At 56.2% G+C, this 16,214-nt stretch carries 15 protein-coding genes; 10 read left to right on the forward strand and 5 right to left on the reverse strand.

Features of this window, described 5'->3' with window-relative positions:
- Position 1: 1 nt before the first annotated feature.
- Positions 2–1,657 (reverse strand): acyl-CoA synthetase, encoded by a 1,656-nt coding sequence (locus tag ACN0UH_RS14995; protein ID WP_417662812.1) that lies wholly within the window; start codon positions 1,655–1,657, stop codon positions 2–4.
- An 82-nt stretch (positions 1,658–1,739) separates the two neighbouring features.
- Positions 1,740–2,795 carry an AraC family transcriptional regulator gene (locus tag ACN0UH_RS15000; RefSeq protein ID WP_417662813.1) on the reverse strand — a complete coding sequence of 352 codons (1,056 nt, stop codon included), beginning with the start codon at positions 2,793–2,795 and terminating at the stop codon, positions 1,740–1,742.
- Positions 2,796–2,951: 156 nt separating this feature from the next.
- Here ACN0UH_RS15000 and ACN0UH_RS15005 point away from each other — a divergent pair, with 156 nt between their 5' ends.
- From ACN0UH_RS15005 to ACN0UH_RS15030, 6 genes are all read left to right on the forward strand, one after another.
- The gene (locus ACN0UH_RS15005; RefSeq protein WP_417662814.1) at positions 2,952–3,326 is read left to right on the forward strand and encodes a MerR family transcriptional regulator; all 375 of its coding nucleotides are present in this window, start codon (positions 2,952–2,954) and stop codon (positions 3,324–3,326) included.
- A gap of 50 nt (positions 3,327–3,376) precedes the next feature.
- On the forward strand, positions 3,377–4,540 hold the full coding sequence (locus ACN0UH_RS15010; RefSeq protein ID WP_417662815.1) for an isovaleryl-CoA dehydrogenase: 1,164 nt from the start codon (positions 3,377–3,379) through the stop codon (positions 4,538–4,540).
- Positions 4,541–4,586: 46 nt separating this feature from the next.
- On the forward strand, positions 4,587–6,194 hold the full coding sequence (locus ACN0UH_RS15015; protein ID WP_417662816.1) for a carboxyl transferase domain-containing protein: 1,608 nt from the start codon (positions 4,587–4,589) through the stop codon (positions 6,192–6,194).
- Positions 6,195–6,248: 54 nt separating this feature from the next.
- Positions 6,249–7,049: a gamma-carboxygeranoyl-CoA hydratase gene (locus ACN0UH_RS15020; protein ID WP_417662817.1), complete on the forward strand. Its 801-nt coding sequence runs from the start codon at positions 6,249–6,251 to the stop codon at positions 7,047–7,049.
- Entirely contained in the window at positions 7,046–9,028 is a 1,983-nt protein-coding gene (locus ACN0UH_RS15025; protein ID WP_417662818.1) for an acetyl/propionyl/methylcrotonyl-CoA carboxylase subunit alpha, read from the forward strand. The genes ACN0UH_RS15020 and ACN0UH_RS15025 overlap by 4 nt, the downstream gene beginning before the upstream one ends.
- Before the next feature lie 75 nt (positions 9,029–9,103).
- Entirely contained in the window at positions 9,104–10,009 is a 906-nt protein-coding gene (locus ACN0UH_RS15030; RefSeq protein ID WP_417662819.1) for a hydroxymethylglutaryl-CoA lyase, read from the forward strand.
- Positions 10,010–10,018: 9 nt separating this feature from the next.
- Here the strand turns inward: ACN0UH_RS15030 and ACN0UH_RS15035 are convergent, their stop codons facing one another.
- Entirely contained in the window at positions 10,019–10,810 is a 792-nt protein-coding gene (locus tag ACN0UH_RS15035) for an IclR family transcriptional regulator (protein WP_417662820.1), read from the reverse strand.
- 270 nt (positions 10,811–11,080) lie between these two features.
- Between ACN0UH_RS15035 and ACN0UH_RS15040 the strand changes: the two genes are divergently transcribed.
- From ACN0UH_RS15040 to ACN0UH_RS15050, 3 genes are all read left to right on the forward strand, one after another.
- Entirely contained in the window at positions 11,081–12,421 is a 1,341-nt protein-coding gene (locus ACN0UH_RS15040) for a short-chain fatty acid transporter (RefSeq protein ID WP_417662821.1), read from the forward strand.
- A 130-nt stretch (positions 12,422–12,551) separates the two neighbouring features.
- Positions 12,552–13,250 (forward strand): CoA transferase subunit A, encoded by a 699-nt coding sequence (locus ACN0UH_RS15045; protein ID WP_417662822.1) that lies wholly within the window; start codon positions 12,552–12,554, stop codon positions 13,248–13,250.
- Between the two features lie 2 nt (positions 13,251–13,252).
- A complete protein-coding gene (locus ACN0UH_RS15050; RefSeq protein WP_417662823.1) occupies positions 13,253–13,885 on the forward strand; it encodes a CoA transferase subunit B in 633 nt (210 codons plus the stop codon).
- A gap of 98 nt (positions 13,886–13,983) precedes the next feature.
- Here ACN0UH_RS15050 and ACN0UH_RS15055 read toward each other — a convergent pair whose 3' ends face one another.
- Positions 13,984–15,198, reverse strand: a complete 1,215-nt coding sequence (locus ACN0UH_RS15055; RefSeq protein WP_417662824.1) for a PilT/PilU family type 4a pilus ATPase — start codon at positions 15,196–15,198, stop codon at positions 13,984–13,986.
- Between the two features lie 175 nt (positions 15,199–15,373).
- On the opposite strand from ACN0UH_RS15055, the gene ACN0UH_RS15060 reads away from it, so the two are divergent.
- Positions 15,374–15,652 carry a peptidylprolyl isomerase gene (locus ACN0UH_RS15060; RefSeq protein ID WP_087517008.1) on the forward strand — a complete coding sequence of 93 codons (279 nt, stop codon included), beginning with the start codon at positions 15,374–15,376 and terminating at the stop codon, positions 15,650–15,652.
- A gap of 66 nt (positions 15,653–15,718) precedes the next feature.
- Here ACN0UH_RS15060 and ACN0UH_RS15065 read toward each other — a convergent pair whose 3' ends face one another.
- Positions 15,719–16,117, reverse strand: a complete 399-nt coding sequence (locus ACN0UH_RS15065; RefSeq protein WP_417662825.1) for a DUF1090 domain-containing protein — start codon at positions 16,115–16,117, stop codon at positions 15,719–15,721.
- Positions 16,118–16,214: the final 97 nt, after the last annotated feature.

Genomic DNA, 16,214 nt, shown 5'->3' on the forward strand with positions numbered 1-16,214 from the left:
GTCAGGCGGTCGCACCAAGCAAGCTCTGCTTGGCGATTTCCTGATTGCGTAGTAAAAACCGCTGGATCTTGCCGCTTGGAGTCTTTGGCAACTCATCGACAAACTCGATTTCACGCGGATAAGCATGTGCCGAAAGGCGCTTGCGCACATATTGCTGCAGCTCTTCAGCAAGGGTTTGATTGGCTGCAAACTGTGGTTGCAGCACGACAAAGGCCTTAACCAACTCGGTGCGTTCGGCGTCAGGCTTGCCAATCACGGCGGCTTCAATCACGGCATCGTGTTCGATCAAGGCGCTTTCAACATCAAACGGCCCAATGCGATACCCCGACGTGGTGATTACATCATCGGCGCGGCCGACAAAACTGATGCTGCCGTCATCGTTAAGCTCAACCGTGTCACCGCTCAGGTAATAACGACCGCTGAATGATTTAGTCGGCATACCTTGATAACCGGGAAACCAGAACAGCGGCGACTGGCTCATATCCAGCGCCAGATTGCCGGGCTGGCCAACTGCAAGCTCATTACAGGCGTCATCAACCACCACTACACGATGCCCCGGCACCGCATAGCCAGCTGCGCCGACGCGAACCGGATGTTCATAAGCGTGGTGATTACACAGCACCATACCCAGCTCTGTTTGGCCGTAATGATCATGAATAGTGGTGCTCAAGCCCTCGGCAAACCAGCGGATGACCTCCGGCGTCAACGGCTCACCGGCGCTGCTTACGGCGCGCAACCGGCCTTTTAGCAGCGGCTCGACCTGTTGTTTGGCGGCGAGCAGTAATCGATAAGCTGTCGGTGAACCAGCCAGATTAGTGATGCCGTACTTACGGATTACCTTGCAGGTACTTTCAACACTGAACGCACCTTCGTAAAAAGTCGTCGGGTGGCCCAGCGCCAATGGCCCGGTGACTGCGTAGTAAAGGCCATAGGCCCAACCGGGGTCCGCGACATTCCAGAATGCATCTTCCGGGCGTAAATCCACCGCGTCACGCATATAGCTGACAAACGCCAGAATCGCCTTCAACGGCACAGGCACTGGCTTGGCAGCGCCTGTGGTGCCGGAGGTGAACATCATCAGAAAGGGGTCTTCAGCGCGGCGCATGACTGGCTCGAACTGATCGTCATGGCGTTCAAGCTCAGCCCAGAAGCTAAAGTCACCCCGCTCGATACCCTGTCCCTTGGGACCGGATACCGTAACGCGCAGCGCGTCGTTGGCAACCTCATCAAGCTTTGCTCGATTGCCGGCGTCGGTAACTATGACTTTAGAGCCTGCGGTATTGACCCGGTGCTCAATGGCCTTGGGACCAAAAGCAGTAAATAGCGGCTGGTAAACCGCGCCAGCACGCCAAGTTCCCAGAATAGTGATTAGCAGCTCAACCTTGCGTCCCAGCATGCCGGATACACAATCGCCGGGTTTAACGCCCTGACTACGCAAGAAATTGGCAAAGCGTGCAGACTGTTGCTTGAGCTCGGCGAAGGTGTAGGTCGCACTGGAACCGTCGGCACCTTCATAAAACAAGGCGACACGCCCGGGCAGAGCATGCCGGTCGCAACACTCGACACAGGCGTTGATCGCATCCACCGAGCCCGACAATGTGGTGCTCATGGCGTGGGCAAAATCGAACTCGCGGGCAGCAGCAAAGTAATCACGCATCAGTCAACTCCGAGCTTTTGTTGTTTGAGGAGTGGTAACCGATAGTCGCGCCCGGAGGCGGTCCGGGCAATGTCTTAAGGGGTCAACCTGTCTGAGCAGTTTTGACAGTGACACCAGTTTGCGGCTGCATCATGGCTTGGTATTGGCCCGGAGTTGAACCTGTCCATTTCTTGAAAGCCTTGTAGAACGCACTGGCGTCAGCGAAGCCCAGCTCGAACGCCAGCTCATTGAAATTAACTTCACTCTGGTTCAGCCGGTTAAGCGCCAGGTCGCGGCGTACGTGATCCTTGAGACTTTGGTAGGACTGCCCTTCTTGCGACAACTTGCGCCGCAGTGTTGAGGGCGCCATGAAGAAGTGCGCGGAGATTGCCTCGATGTCCGGCCAACGCTCGGGCTTGATGCCGCGCAGGTAAGCCTTGATGCGGGCGGCGTGGCTTTGGGGGTCGCGGTACCTGACCAGAATGCCTTGCGGCGCGGCTCGCAAAAACTGCTTGAGTTCATCGGCGCTGCGCCTGACTGGCAGATCCAGCCATTGCGCATTGAACAGCAGCCTTGAGTGCGGACGACTGAACCGCAGGTTATCACTGAACATCACCCGATAATCTTCGACGTAGTCAGGCTGGGGGCGCTGCACATCAATCGCAATGATCGGGATACGCCGCCCCACCAGCCAACACGCCAGGCCATGGACCATCATCCATAAGGTGAAGTCAGCGAATGCCCGTGGCCGCGTGGCCTGGGAACCGGGCGACTGCTCAATTGCAATCTCCGCCATGCCTCCAGTGCGCAGCAAGCGCGGGGAAAAATCCTCAAAAATCAGCCCCAGAAAGCGCAAGGTGCCATGCAAGGCGGGCTCCAGGCTGGCTTCCTTGCTTGCGGTGCGCGCCATAAATGCAAAACTGCCAGCCTTCATGCGCCTTGCATTGAGGCCAAAGAACTCGTCATCCATTTGCCGCGCCAGATCCAGCCACAGCTGCGCATATTGCTCGCAAGTAACTCGTGCATAGGGTTTTGCCAATAACGCAGGGGCAATACCCGCACGCGCAAGCAAAGGGCCAGGGTCGACGCCCCTGCCTTGCAGCTCCAGGACTGCCTCGGTTACCAGCCGTATGGAAATGGTGCCCTTGTCTGACTGCATAGGTCCCTTGTTAGATTCTGTTGTGGCGCACATTTTAGCCCGTTGAGTATTTCGCACCCTGCGACAAAATATAGACCGATCATTTATAGCCCAACAGCTTGACAGCCTTGTAGCGCAGCTTTACGTTTACGTAAAGGTTAATACGAGCAACCGGCAATGCCTACCTATTCAATTTCAGAACTGGCCCGCGAACTGGATATCACCACCCGCGCCATTCGCTTCTATGAAGAGCAATCAATGCTCAGCCCCGAACGCCGTGGTCAGGAACGCATCTACAGCGCTAAAGACAAAGTCACCCTCAAGCTGATCCTGCGCGGCAAGCGCATTGGCTTTTCGCTGGCTGAGTGCAAAGAACTGATCGAGCTTTACGATCCCGTTCAGGGCAATCGCAAGCAACTTGAAAGCTTTATGCAAAAGATTTCTGAACGGCGCAATCAGCTTCAACAGCAGCTATTGGATATTCAACAGATGCAGCTTGAACTCGATACAGCTGAAGAACGCTGCCTGAGCGCACTAGCAGATATTGACTAAAAACAGATATTTAGCATCAAAACTTAAAGACAATAATTACAGGTGAAACCATGAGCTATCCATCACTGAACTTCGCGCTTGGCGAAACCATCGACATGCTGCGCGACCAAACCCGAGCCTTTGTCGCAGCAGAACTGGCCCCGCGCGCGGCGGCTATCGACAGCGAAAACCTGTTCCCTGCCGACATGTGGAAGAAGTTCGGTGACATGGGCTTGCTCGGCGTCACCGTCAGCGAAGAATACGGCGGCGCGGGCCTTGGTTACCTGGCGCATGTCATCGCGATTGAAGAAATCAGCCGTGGCTCAGCCTCGGTTGGCCTGTCCTATGGCGCCCACTCAAACCTCTGTGTCAACCAGATCAACCGCAACGGCACGGCCGAACAAAAAGCCAAATACCTGCCAAAATTGATCTCGGGCGAGCACGTCGGCGCACTGGCCATGAGTGAACCCAACGCAGGCTCGGATGTTGTCTCGATGAAGCTTCGTGCCGACAAGCGTGGCGACCACTATGTACTCAACGGCAGTAAAACCTGGATCACCAACGGTCCCGACGCCAATACCTATGTGATCTACGCCAAAACCGACATTGAAAAAGGTGCGCACGGCATCACCGCTTTTATCGTCGAGCGTGACTGGAAAGGTTTCAGCCGCGGCAACAAGTTCGACAAGCTCGGCATGCGCGGCTCAAACACCTGCGAGCTGTTCTTTGATGATGTTGAAGTGCCTGCCGAAAACATCCTGGGTGTGGAAAACGGCGGGGTCAAGGTACTGATGAGCGGCCTCGACTACGAACGCGTGGTGCTTGCAGGCGGACCGATTGGCATCATGCAAGCGTGCATGGACGTGGTTGTGCCCTACATTCATGACCGCAAACAGTTCGGCCAGAGCATCGGCGAGTTCCAACTGATTCAGGGCAAAGTGGCGGACATGTACACCCAGCTCAATGCCAGCCGCGCTTATCTTTACGCGGTTGCCCAGGCTTGCGATCGCGGCGAAACCACGCGCAAGGATGCCGCCGGAGTGATCCTCTACAGCGCCGAGCGCGCAACACAAATGGCCCTCGACGCCATTCAGATTCTTGGCGGTAACGGTTACATCAACGAGTTTCCGGTTGGACGCCTGCTGCGCGACGCCAAACTCTATGAAATTGGTGCTGGCACCAGCGAGATCCGGCGCATGTTGATTGGCCGCGAACTGTTTAACGAGACCAAGTAAGCCTGAACATCGTTCAGCTCTGCACTATTTATTCGGAGTTCGCCTGATGGCTGTACTGCATACTCAGATCAATACTCGTTCACCGGAGTTCGCTGCTAATTCCCGCGCAATGGCTGAGCAAGTCGATGCCCTGCACACGCTGCTCGCGCAAATTCATCAAGGCGGCGGAGCCAAAGCGCAAGAACGTCACACCTCAAGGGGCAAGCTACTGCCCCGCGAACGGATCAATCAGTTGCTCGATCTCGGCTCGCCATTCCTGGAGATCAGCCAGTTGGCCGCGCATGAGGTTTACGGTGAAAACGTCCCCGCTGCTGGCGTAGTGGCGGGTATTGGCCGCGTTGAGGGCATTGAGTGCATGATTGTTGCCAATGACGCCACAGTCAAAGGCGGCAGCTATTACCCGCTGACGGTGAAAAAACACCTGCGCGCCCAAACCATCGCCCAACAGAACCGCTTGCCGTGCATCTATCTGGTTGATTCGGGCGGCGCCAACCTGCCCCGTCAGGATGAAGTATTTCCGGACCGCGAACACTTCGGCCGGATCTTCTTCAATCAGGCCAATATGAGCGCCATGGGCATCCCCCAGATCGCCGTGGTGATGGGTTCGTGCACAGCCGGTGGTGCCTATGTGCCAGCCATGGCCGACGAAGCGATCATGGTGCGCAATCAGGCCACGATCTTCCTCGCCGGTCCGCCGCTGGTCAAAGCTGCAACCGGTGAAGTCGTCAGCGCCGAAGACCTTGGCGGTGCCGACGTGCACTGCAAAACCTCCGGCGTCGCTGATCACTATGCCGAAGACGATGCTCACGCCCTCGCCATGTGCCGACGCAGCATAGCCAATCTCAACTGGCGCAAGCTCGGGCAGGTCAATACCCGCGAACCCATTCTGCCGCTGTACGATAGCCAAGAGCTGTATGGCGTGATTCCAATGGATGCCAAACAGCCTTTCGATGTGCGTGAAGTGATTTCACGCCTGGTCGATGGCTCGGTATTCGATGAATACAAGGCACTGTTTGGCAGCACGCTTGTATGCGGCTTTGCGCACATCAACGGCTATCCGGTCGCGATCCTCGCCAATAACGGGATCTTGTTTGCAGAATCCGCACAAAAAGGCGCCAACTTTATCGAGCTGGCCTGCCAGCGCAAAATCCCCTTGGTATTCCTGCAGAACATCACCGGCTTTATGGTCGGGCAGAAATACGAAGCCGGCGGCATTGCCAAGCATGGCGCCAAGCTGGTCAACGCGGTCGCCTGCGCCAAGGTGCCCAAGTTCACCGTCATTATCGGTGGCAGCTTTGGTGCGGGTAACTACGGCATGTGTGGCCGCGCCTATGACCCGCGTTTTTTGTGGATGTGGCCCAACGCCCGCATCGGCGTGATGGGCGCCGAACAGGCTGCTGGGGTATTGGTGCAGGTCAAGCGCGAGCAAGCCCAGCGCGCAGGCGAAGCATTCAGCGCAGAGCAGGAACAACAGCTGAAACAGCCGATTCTTGACCAATATGAAACCCAAGGCCATCCGTATTATTCCAGCGCACGGCTGTGGGATGACGGCGTAATCGACCCAGCGCAAACCCGTGAAGTGCTTAGCCTGGCCCTGTCTGCCAGCCTCAACGCAGCCATTGAGCCAAGCACATTTGGCGTATTTCGCATGTAACAGCGCCCCGCTCGCGCAAACGCCCTGCCCCTGAATATCAAAAGAGTTAATGGCATGACTGACTTCACCACCATCGAACTGACAAAAGCTGCCAATGGCGCTGCCACGCTCTGGCTTAACCGGCCGGAAAAGAACAACGCCTTCAATGCTGAAATGATCAGCGAACTGATTCTGGCCCTGGATGATATTCAGGCGGATAAAACCCTGCGCTTTCTAATCGTTCGGGGCCGCGGCAAACATTTCAGCGCCGGTGCGGATTTAGCCTGGATGCAAGCCAGTGCATCCCTCGATTACAACGCCAACTTAAACGACGCCCGGGTGCTGGCTGAGTTGATGCACAACCTCTATCAGTTAAAGATCCCAACACTTGCGGTGGTACAAGGCGCGGCATTTGGCGGTGCGGTCGGCCTAATCAGTTGCTGTGACATGGCAATCGGTGCAGAAGATGCTGTGCTCAGCCTTAGTGAAGTACGTATTGGCCTTGCGCCAGCAGTAATCAGCCCCTTTGTGGTGCAAGCCATAGGCGAACGCGCGGCACGCCGTTTTGCCCTGACTGCGGAGCGTTTTAGTGGCCTCAAAGCACAGCAACTGGGCCTGTTCGCCGAATGCTACCCCGCCAGCGAGCTTGATGCGCAAGCCGATGCCTGGAGCACCAACTTGCTGCTCAATAGCCCGCAGGCCATGCGCGCCAGTAAAGATTTGCTCAAGGAAGTCGGCAGCGGCGTGCTGACTCCAGCTCTGCGTCGCTATACCGAAAATACGATTGCGCGCATCAGAGTCAGCACCGAAGGACAAGAAGGCCTTAATGCGTTTCTGGAAAAGCGCACACCCGCTTGGCAGGAGCCGCAAGCATGAGCCAGAACTTGAAAACCATCGACACCATTCTAGTCGCCAACCGTGGTGAAATTGCCTGCCGAGTGATGCAAACCGCCAAGCAACTCGGCTTGCGAACGGTTGCAGTGCACAGCTCCATTGATCGTAATGCGCGCCACGTGCGCGAAGCCGATGTGGCAGTCGATTTAGGCGGTGCCAAGCCTGCCGACAGCTATTTGCGTATCGACGCGATTATCGATGCGGCTAAAGCCAGCGGCGCCCAAGCCATTCACCCTGGCTATGGTTTTCTTTCGGAAAAAGCTGACTTTGCCCGCGCTATCGACAAGGCTGGTTTGATATTCCTCGGCCCGCCCGCCTCTGCAATTGACGCCATGGGCAGTAAGTCAGCCGCTAAAGCGCTGATGGAGCAAGCTGGGGTGCCGCTGGTGCCCGGTTATCACGGCGCCGCGCAGGATGTCGAAACCTTCCTCAACACCGCCGAAGTTATCGGCTACCCGGTGCTGCTCAAGGCCACGGCTGGCGGCGGTGGCAAGGGCATGAAAGTGGTTGAGCAAGCCTCGGAAATGGCTGAGGCGCTAGCATCGGCGCAGCGTGAGGCACAGTCATCCTTTGGCGACTCGCGCATGCTGATCGAGAAATATGTGCTCAAGCCGCGTCATGTCGAGATTCAGGTATTCGCCGATCTGCACGGCAACTGCCTGTATCTCAATGAACGCGACTGTTCGATTCAACGCCGCCACCAAAAAGTCGTCGAAGAGGCTCCCGCCCCCGGCCTGTCGCCCGCTCTGCGCCAAGCCATGGGCGAAGCGGCGGTAAAAGCCGCACAAGCCATTGGTTATGTAGGTGCGGGCACCGTTGAGTTCCTGCTCGATGCCCGGGGGGAATTCTTCTTTATGGAGATGAATACCCGGCTACAGGTCGAACACCCGGTCACGGAAGCTATCACCGGGCTTGACCTGGTCGCCTGGCAGATCCATGTGGCCCGAGGTGAGCCGCTGCCAATCACCCAGCAACAAGTCCCGCTCAGCGGCCACGCGATTGAAGTGCGCCTTTACGCCGAAGACCCTGTAAATGACTTTCTGCCTTCTACTGGCAAGCTCGACATTTACCGTGAAGCCAGCGCTGGTGAAGGGCGGCGCATTGATTCGGGTGTTGCCGAGGGCGATGAAGTCTCGCCGTTTTATGACCCGATGCTCGGCAAGCTGATCGCCTGGGGCGCCAATCGCGAAGAAGCTCGGCTGCGCTTGCTTGCCATGCTCAGTGATACCCAAATTGCCGGCGTTCGCACCAATCTGGCGTTCTTGAAGCGCGTGCTCAGTCATCCGGCATTTGCTGCTGCCGAACTGGATACCGGGTTTATTCCGCGCTACCAGGACGTGCTCTTGCCAGCGCCGAGCGCGCTGCCCGATGAGTTCTGGCAAGTCGCCGCCGAGGGCTTTGTTCAAAGCCAAGCGCCGCGTATATCCGCCGAAGACCCACACTCGCCCTGGGCCCAGCTCACGGGCTGGCGCGCAGGGCTGCCCGGCGAGGTGGATATACACCTTGTCTCTGGCGATGAACAACAGCAGGTACAGCTGCGCAATAGCGCGCCTTCGCAGCTGAAGTTGTGCGGCGAACAGATGCGGATTGAGCGCAACGGGGTACGCACCTCGCACCTGCTTATCCGCCGAGACGCTAGCCTGTTTATTGAATGGGACGGCGAACTGCACAAGGTCGACAAGCTGGACCCCATCGCAGCCGCCCAACATAGCCACGACCATCAAGGCGGCCTGACGGCGCCAATGAATGGCAGCATTGTGCGCATACTGGCTGAACCGGGCGCCAGGGTTGAAGCAGGTGCCGCGCTGGTGGTGCTCGAAGCAATGAAGATGGAGCACAGCATTCGCGCCCCTCACGCAGGCACAGTCAATGCTTTGTTTTGCACCGAAGGTGAAATGGTCAGCGAAGGCACTGTGTTGGTAGAAATTGCTTTGGATAATGACGACAGCGCAATCACCTAACCTATCAATCAAGATTAACTTTTAATCATAATAACCTGATTAAATTGACTTTAATGAATGCAATGGAGCTAGAGCATGATCCTGCCGCACTCTGTTCGACTGGTTGAAGTTGGCCCACGCGATGGCTTGCAGAATGAGAAGCAACCGATCAATGTTGCCGACAAGGTTTGGCTGGTAGACGACCTGACTGATGCGGGCCTTGGCTACATTGAAGTCGGCAGTTTTGTCTCGGCCAAATGGGTGCCGCAAATGGCTGGCAGCGAAGAGGTATTCGCGCAAATCAAACAACGCACGGGCGTGACCTATGCGGCCCTGACACCGAACCTACGCGGCTTGGAGGGCGCGTCAGCGGCTGGAGTCAAGGAAGTCGCCGTATTCGCAGCGGCGTCTGAGTCGTTCTCGCAGAAGAACATCAATTGCTCGATCAAAGACAGCCTCGAACGCTTTGAGCCTGTGATGCAGGCCGCCAAACAGCACGGCATTCGCGTACGCGGTTATGTATCCTGCGTGCTCGGCTGCCCCTATGAAGGCGAAATCGCGCCTGAACAGGTTGCCTGGGTCAGCAAGGCTTTGTTTGATATGGGTTGCTATGAAATATCCCTTGGCGACACCATCGGCAAAGGCACCGCGGGCGCAACCCGGCACTTGCTCGACACAGTGGCGCGGGAGATTCCACGGGACAAACTGGCCGGACACTTTCACGATACTTACGGACAGGGCTTGAGCAACATCTATGCAAGCCTGCTCGAAGGTATAAGCGTGTTCGACAGCTCGGTTGCAGGTCTGGGCGGTTGCCCCTACGCCAAGGGCGCGACCGGCAATATTGCCACTGAAGATGTGGTCTATCTGCTTAACGGACTGGGGATCGAAACCGGAATCGACATCCACAAGTTAGCCGCAGCCGGTCAGCGTATCTGCACCATTCTCGGTAAAGCCAATGGCTCACGGGCGGCCAGCGCCTTGCTGGCAGCCACACACTAAATGAAGCTGTTAGGGTTTGACGTAACCCATCCGCCAGCTGATGGCTTCTGCGGTCTGTTTCAGACGCTCAGCCGCCATGCCCGCCTCGTCGGCATCAAACACCCTGGCCGAGCCCACGACGGTAAGCACTGCAGCGACGCGCCCATAAGCATCGAACACCGGCGCCGACAGCGCATCAACACCCGGCATCAGCAAGCCGTGTACCGCATGCAACCTCTGATCGCGAACCTGCTGTAGATGCTGCTGGTATTTGCTGGCGTCGGCAAACGGATGATAGCGGTTAGCCTGCAGTTCGTCTTCACGCAACTGCGCCGTCTCGGCTTCCGGCAGGTAGGCGGCAAAGGTCAGACCGGTCGCCGAACTCAACAGCGGCAAGACCGAGCCTACCTTGGTCACCAAGGTCACAGCCCGGGTGGCCTGCTGCAACTGGACAACGGTTGCGCCTTTGTTAGCCCAGACAGCCAGAAAACAGCTTTCATTCAGTGCGTCACGCAACTCAGCCAAAGGCACTGCAGCGACTTTGAGTACATCCATGCTGGCCAACGCCGCCAACCCCACCATCAAGGCTTCACGGCCAAGGGCGTAATGGTTGGTCACTTGATCTTGCTGGGCAAAACCGCTGGCAATAAGTGCCTGAAGATAGCGATGCACCTTGCTTGCAGGCATCTGTACATGCTCTGCAAGATTCGACAAAGAGGTCGATGGACTCAGCTCAGCCAGTGCTTTGAGGATGTCGGTGCCAACCTCGGCCGAACGCACCTTTTGTTTACTCGAGACTTCACGACTCTGGGGCTTTTCCATTCAATGCTCGGTAGGTAACGATGATGGCTTTATGGCTTGACGCAAAATTATACACAAATTACGTTAATCAAAATCCGATTACGATTACAGCCACTCGCACTAATTCAGTAACCATAAAAGTATGCTTAAGCTGCGCTAAGAAGCCCGACTTAGACCTTGTGCTTATAGTCTTGCAAGCTTGATTCAGTAACACTGAGCACTTGCTGTCAAACCCGCTGCAACAAAGAGCGCTATCTTGATTGCAGTCATAACAACAACATAGGACCGACCATGCTTTCATCAATTACTGCCTTGAGCGTAAAGCTTGTCCAGCGTTACCTGCCCTCGCCTTTTGTCTTCGCTATCCTGCTGAGCCTGATCGTACTGATCACCAGCATGCTCAGCACCGGCCAGAGCTTGCCGCAGATGGCCCAGCACTGGGGCGCTGGTTTCTGGAACCTGCTGACGTTTGCCATGCAGATGGCCCTTATCCTGGTCACCGGCCATGCTCTGGCCAGCGCGCCACTGATCCACCGTTTGCTTGGCGCCCTGGCTCGCATAGCCAAATCGCCCGGTCAAGCCATCGTCCTGGTGACCTTGGTCGCCTTGGCGGGCGCCTGGATCAACTGGGGCTTTGGCTTGGTCATTGGTGCGGTTTTCGCCCGTGCCTTGGCGCGTGAAGTCAAAGGCGTTGATTATCCATTGCTGGTCGCATCGGCTTATTCGGGCTTCCTGATCTGGCACGGCGGCCTGTCCGGCTCGATTCCGCTGTCGCTGGCCACGGGTGGCGCTGACCTGTCGCGCATGACCGGCGGCGTGGTGACCTCGGCGATTGGTGTGGGCGAAACCCTGTTCACGCCAATGAACCTGACCATTATTGGCCTGCTGGTTATCGGCCTGCCTTTGCTCAACCGAGCGATGCATCCAGCCGAGCCGAAAGTCGCAGACCCAAGCCTTTTGGTCGATGCTGAAAGCCCGGCCATGCCACGTGAAACGCCAGCGCAACGCTTGGATGACAGCCGCATTCTCAACCTGATCATCGTCGCGCTAGCAGCTATCTACTTCTCCTACTACTTCGCCAGCAATGGCTTTGCCCTCAGCCTCAATATCGTTATCGGCCTGTTCCTGTTTATTGGCTTGTTCCTGCATGGCTCGCCAGAGCGTTACATGCGTGCGGTACAGGAAGGCATTGGTGGCATTAGCGGCATTGTTATTCAGTTTCCGTTCTATGCCGGGATCATGGGCATGATGGTCGGCGCAAACGCTGATGGCATCTCACTCGGCAAGCAGGTGACTGACGCTTTTGTTGTCTGGTCAAACGCCGACACCTTCCCGGTACTGGCATTCCTCAGTGCAGGCTTCGTCAACGTGTTCGTACCATCCGGTGGCGGTCAATGGGCTGTCCAAGGCCCAATCATGTTGCCTGCTGGCCAGGCACTTGGTGTTGCACCGGCGGTAACGGCGATGGCCATTGCCTGGGGCGACGCCTGGACCAACATGATCCAACCCTTCTGGGCCTTGCCGTTGCTCGGCATTGCCGGCTTGGGCGCTCGCGACATTATGGGCTATTGCCTGCTGATGCTGGTCTACTCGGGCATCGTTATATCAGGTTGCTTGTACTTCTTCGGCTGATAAAGCCCTTTTAGACAACTGCACCAAAAGTCGGCGGATTACTAGTAAATGTCGCTGTTGGTCAAGTCGCCGTAGCCCGGTTAACGTCTACTCATAGACTTAGCCGGGCACTCATCAAGGAGTCAATCAAATGAATAAAATCTACCCCAGCGCCCAAGAGGCTCTCACCGGATTGGTTGAAGACGGCATGACCTTGGCGGTCGGCGGTTTTGGCTTGTGTGGAATTCCCGAGGCGCTGATTGCAGCCCTGCGCGAGACCGGCAAACGCAAACTGACGGTGATCAGCAACAACGCCGGGGTTGACGGCTTTGGCCTGGGCCTTTTGCTTGAAAGCCGACAAATCAGCAAGATGATTTCCTCCTACGTTGGCGAAAATAAAGAGTTCGAGCGTCAATACCTCGCTGGCGAGCTTGAGCTCGAATTCACCCCGCAAGGCACATTGGCTGAAAAGTTGCGGGCTGGCGGTGCCGGAATTCCTGCGTTCTACACCAAGACGGGCTACGGCACGCTGGTCGCCGAAGGCAAGGAAACCCGCGAGTTTGATGGCGAGTGGTACGTGATGGAGCGCTCACTGACAGCCGATATCGCCCTGGTCAAAGCCTGGAAAGCCGACAAGTCAGGGAACCTGGTATTCAACAAGACGGCGCGTAACTTCAACCCACTGGCCGCAGCCGCAGGCAAGATTTGCATTGTCGAGGTAGAGGAAATCGTCGAAACCGGCGAGCTTGAGGCAGACCATATCCATCTGCCCGGTATCTACGTACAGCGTCTGGTGCTGAACAAGTCACCAGAAAAACGCATCGAACAACGCACACTGCGGAGCGCTTAATCATGGCCTGGACACGCGAACAAATGGCGCAGCGCGCCGCACAAGAACTCAACGATGGTTTCTACGTAAACCTCGGCATCGGTCTGCCGACACTGGTCGCCAACTACATCCCGCAAGGCATGGATGTGTGGCTGCAAAGCGAAAACGGCCTGATGGGCATCGGCCCTTTCCCTACCGAAGCTGAAGTTGATCCGGATCTGATCAACGCAGGCAAACAAACCATCACCACCCTGCCCGGCAGCGCTTTTTTTGACAGCGCAGCAAGCTTTGCGATGATTCGCGGCGGTCACATCAACCTGTCGATTCTGGGCGCGATGCAGGTCTCGGAAAAAGGTGATCTGGCCAACTGGATGATTCCCGGCAAGATGGTCAAGGGCATGGGCGGCGCCATGGATTTAGTCGCCGGGGTCAAGCGTGTGGTGGTACTGATGGAGCACACCGCCAAAGGCGGCGCTCACAAGATTCTGCCCAGCTGCGACTTGCCACTAACTGGCGTTGCTGTGGTTGACCGGATTATTACCGACCTTGCGGTGCTTGATGTTACCGAACAAGGCATGCGCGTCGTTGAACTGGCCGATGGCGTCAGCTTTGAAGAGCTCCAAGCTGCGACCGGCTGCACCTTGTTGCGCGACTGAACAGCCTCATCCTGATAGCAAAAAGCCCGGCATGACCGGGCTTTTTGTTGCGCTGCTTAAAACTGGCTTTCTTTAAGTAGACTCGCGGTTTTCGGGCATTAAATACCCTGCCTACCCGGATCTTCCGGCGGGGTATCAACTTCGATGTCTTCAAGCTTCAACTCAAGCCCCCAATCAGCGGCATCAGCAGCTGGGGCCGGTTTCGCCTGCGCAACCGGCGTGGCTACCGGGCTGGCAGCAGGCGCAGCGGGTGTTTCGCGATAGAGTTTTAGCTTGAGCCGGACGTTATTTGCAGAATCGGCGTTTTTAACCGCCTCTTCCTCGTCAATCGCACCTTGATTAACCAAATCGATCAAGGCTTGATCAAAGGTCTGCATGCCCAGATTTTTCGATTTCTCCATGATTTCCTTGATCTCGGAGAACTCGTTGCGCTTGATCAGATCGCGCACCGTCGGCGTGCCCAACAGCACCTCGACCGCAGCGCGACGCTTGCCGTCCGTGGTCTTGACCAAGCGCTGGGACACGAATGCCTTGAGGTTGTTGCCCAAATCATTCAACAGTTGCGGCCGGCGGTCTTCGGGGAAGAAGTTGATAATCCGGTCGAGCGCCTGATTGGCGTTGTTGGCGTGCAGGGTGGAAATCGCCAAGTGACCGGTATCGGCAAAGGCCAGTGCATGTTCCATGGTTTCGCGGTCACGAATCTCGCCGATAAGAATCACATCTGGCGCCTGGCGCAGGGTGTTTTTCAGCGCCGCATGGAAGCTGCGAGTATCAACGCCGACTTCACGCTGGTTGATGATCGACTTCTTGTGTCGGTGTACGTATTCGACTGGGTCTTCAATGGTGATGATGTGCCCGCCACTGTTGCGATTGCGGTAATCAATCAAGGCCGCCAGCGAGGTCGATTTACCCGAGCCGGTGCCGCCGACAAACAACACCAGGCCACGCTTTTCCATCACTGTGCTGAGCAGCACTTCCGGCAGTTTCAGGTCTTCAAACTTGGGAATATCCAGCTTGATGTTCCGCGCCACGATCGAGACTTCATTGCGCTGTTTGAAGATATTGATCCGAAAACGCCCCACGCCCGGTACAGACATTGCCAGGTTCATTTCCAGCTCACGCTCGAACTCTTCACGTTGGGCAACATCCATGATGGCATCAGCCACCGCCGCAATGTCGCCAGGCTTCAATGGCTCGGCGCTCAAGGCCTTGAGCATGCCGTTGAACTTGGCGCAAGGTGGCGCCCCCGTCGAAAGGTACAGATCAGAGCCGTCTTGGCTGGCAAGGGTTTTGAGTAGCGATTGAATGTCCATGTGCACGTCCGCAAGACAGGTTCTATAACAGTAGGCGAGTTTTGAGCGGATAAACCTAAGGTATCCCCGATGAGCCTACGCCCAGATTCACCGCTCTTTGTATGTCGCCAGGATAATTTCAGCGATGTGCTAAATACTGGCACAATGCGGCGCAAGAACTTGTGAGGAACCGCCCATGGCTAAAGCAATGGCGAAACATATTTTGGTGAAAACTGAAGCCGAAGCGGCTCAGTTGAAGAAACGTCTGGCTGCGGGCGAAGCGTTCGACGTACTGGCGCGCAAGTATTCGACTTGCCCTTCGGGCAAGCGTGGCGGTGACTTGGGTGAAGTGCGCCCTGGGCAAATGGTCCGCGCGATAGATCAAGTGATCTTCAAGAAGCCGCTGCGCGAAGTGCATGGCCCGATCAAAAGCCAGTTTGGTTATCACTTGGTCCAGGTGTTTTACCGCGATTGATCCTGACAAACGCCTGCAAATGCAGGCGTTTCGGTTTTAGCCTAATCAAAGCGTAGAGCGGTTGGATTACTTCTCCAGCTCTTGCAACGCCTCATCGAGCTCCTCATGAGCTTCGGCCAGCTTCTCTTTGCGCTTGTTGATTTTCTCAACGTCGCCTTTCTTCATGGCTTGTTCAAGATCAGCTTTGCGCTCGCTGACTTCATGCTTGGCATCAAGCACGTCTTGTTCACGACTTTTCTTAAGCGACTCATCGGTGCAATGCTCATTCACTTCACTGAGCGCCTTTTCCAGGCCCGCTTGCTGACTGGTATTGCCGTGGGATTTTGCAAACTCAATCTGCTCGATGATGCTTTGTTTCTTGGCGGCACAGCCCTTGAGGGTTTCAGGAGCCTTTTCGGCAGCAATCAAAGGCGCGGCCAACAGACTGCAAAGACTCAACATAGCGAAGGGAGTAAGAAATTTCATAAAAAATCCATCTACGATAACAATAGGTTCGATGCGGCAACTGGATGGTGCGCATTGCCGATAAGGACAATGCTAACAGGCTCAGGTTAGTTGAGGG

Source organism: Pseudomonas sp., from assembly GCF_048265905.1.
Taxonomy (GTDB): domain Bacteria; phylum Pseudomonadota; class Gammaproteobacteria; order Pseudomonadales; family Pseudomonadaceae; genus Aquipseudomonas.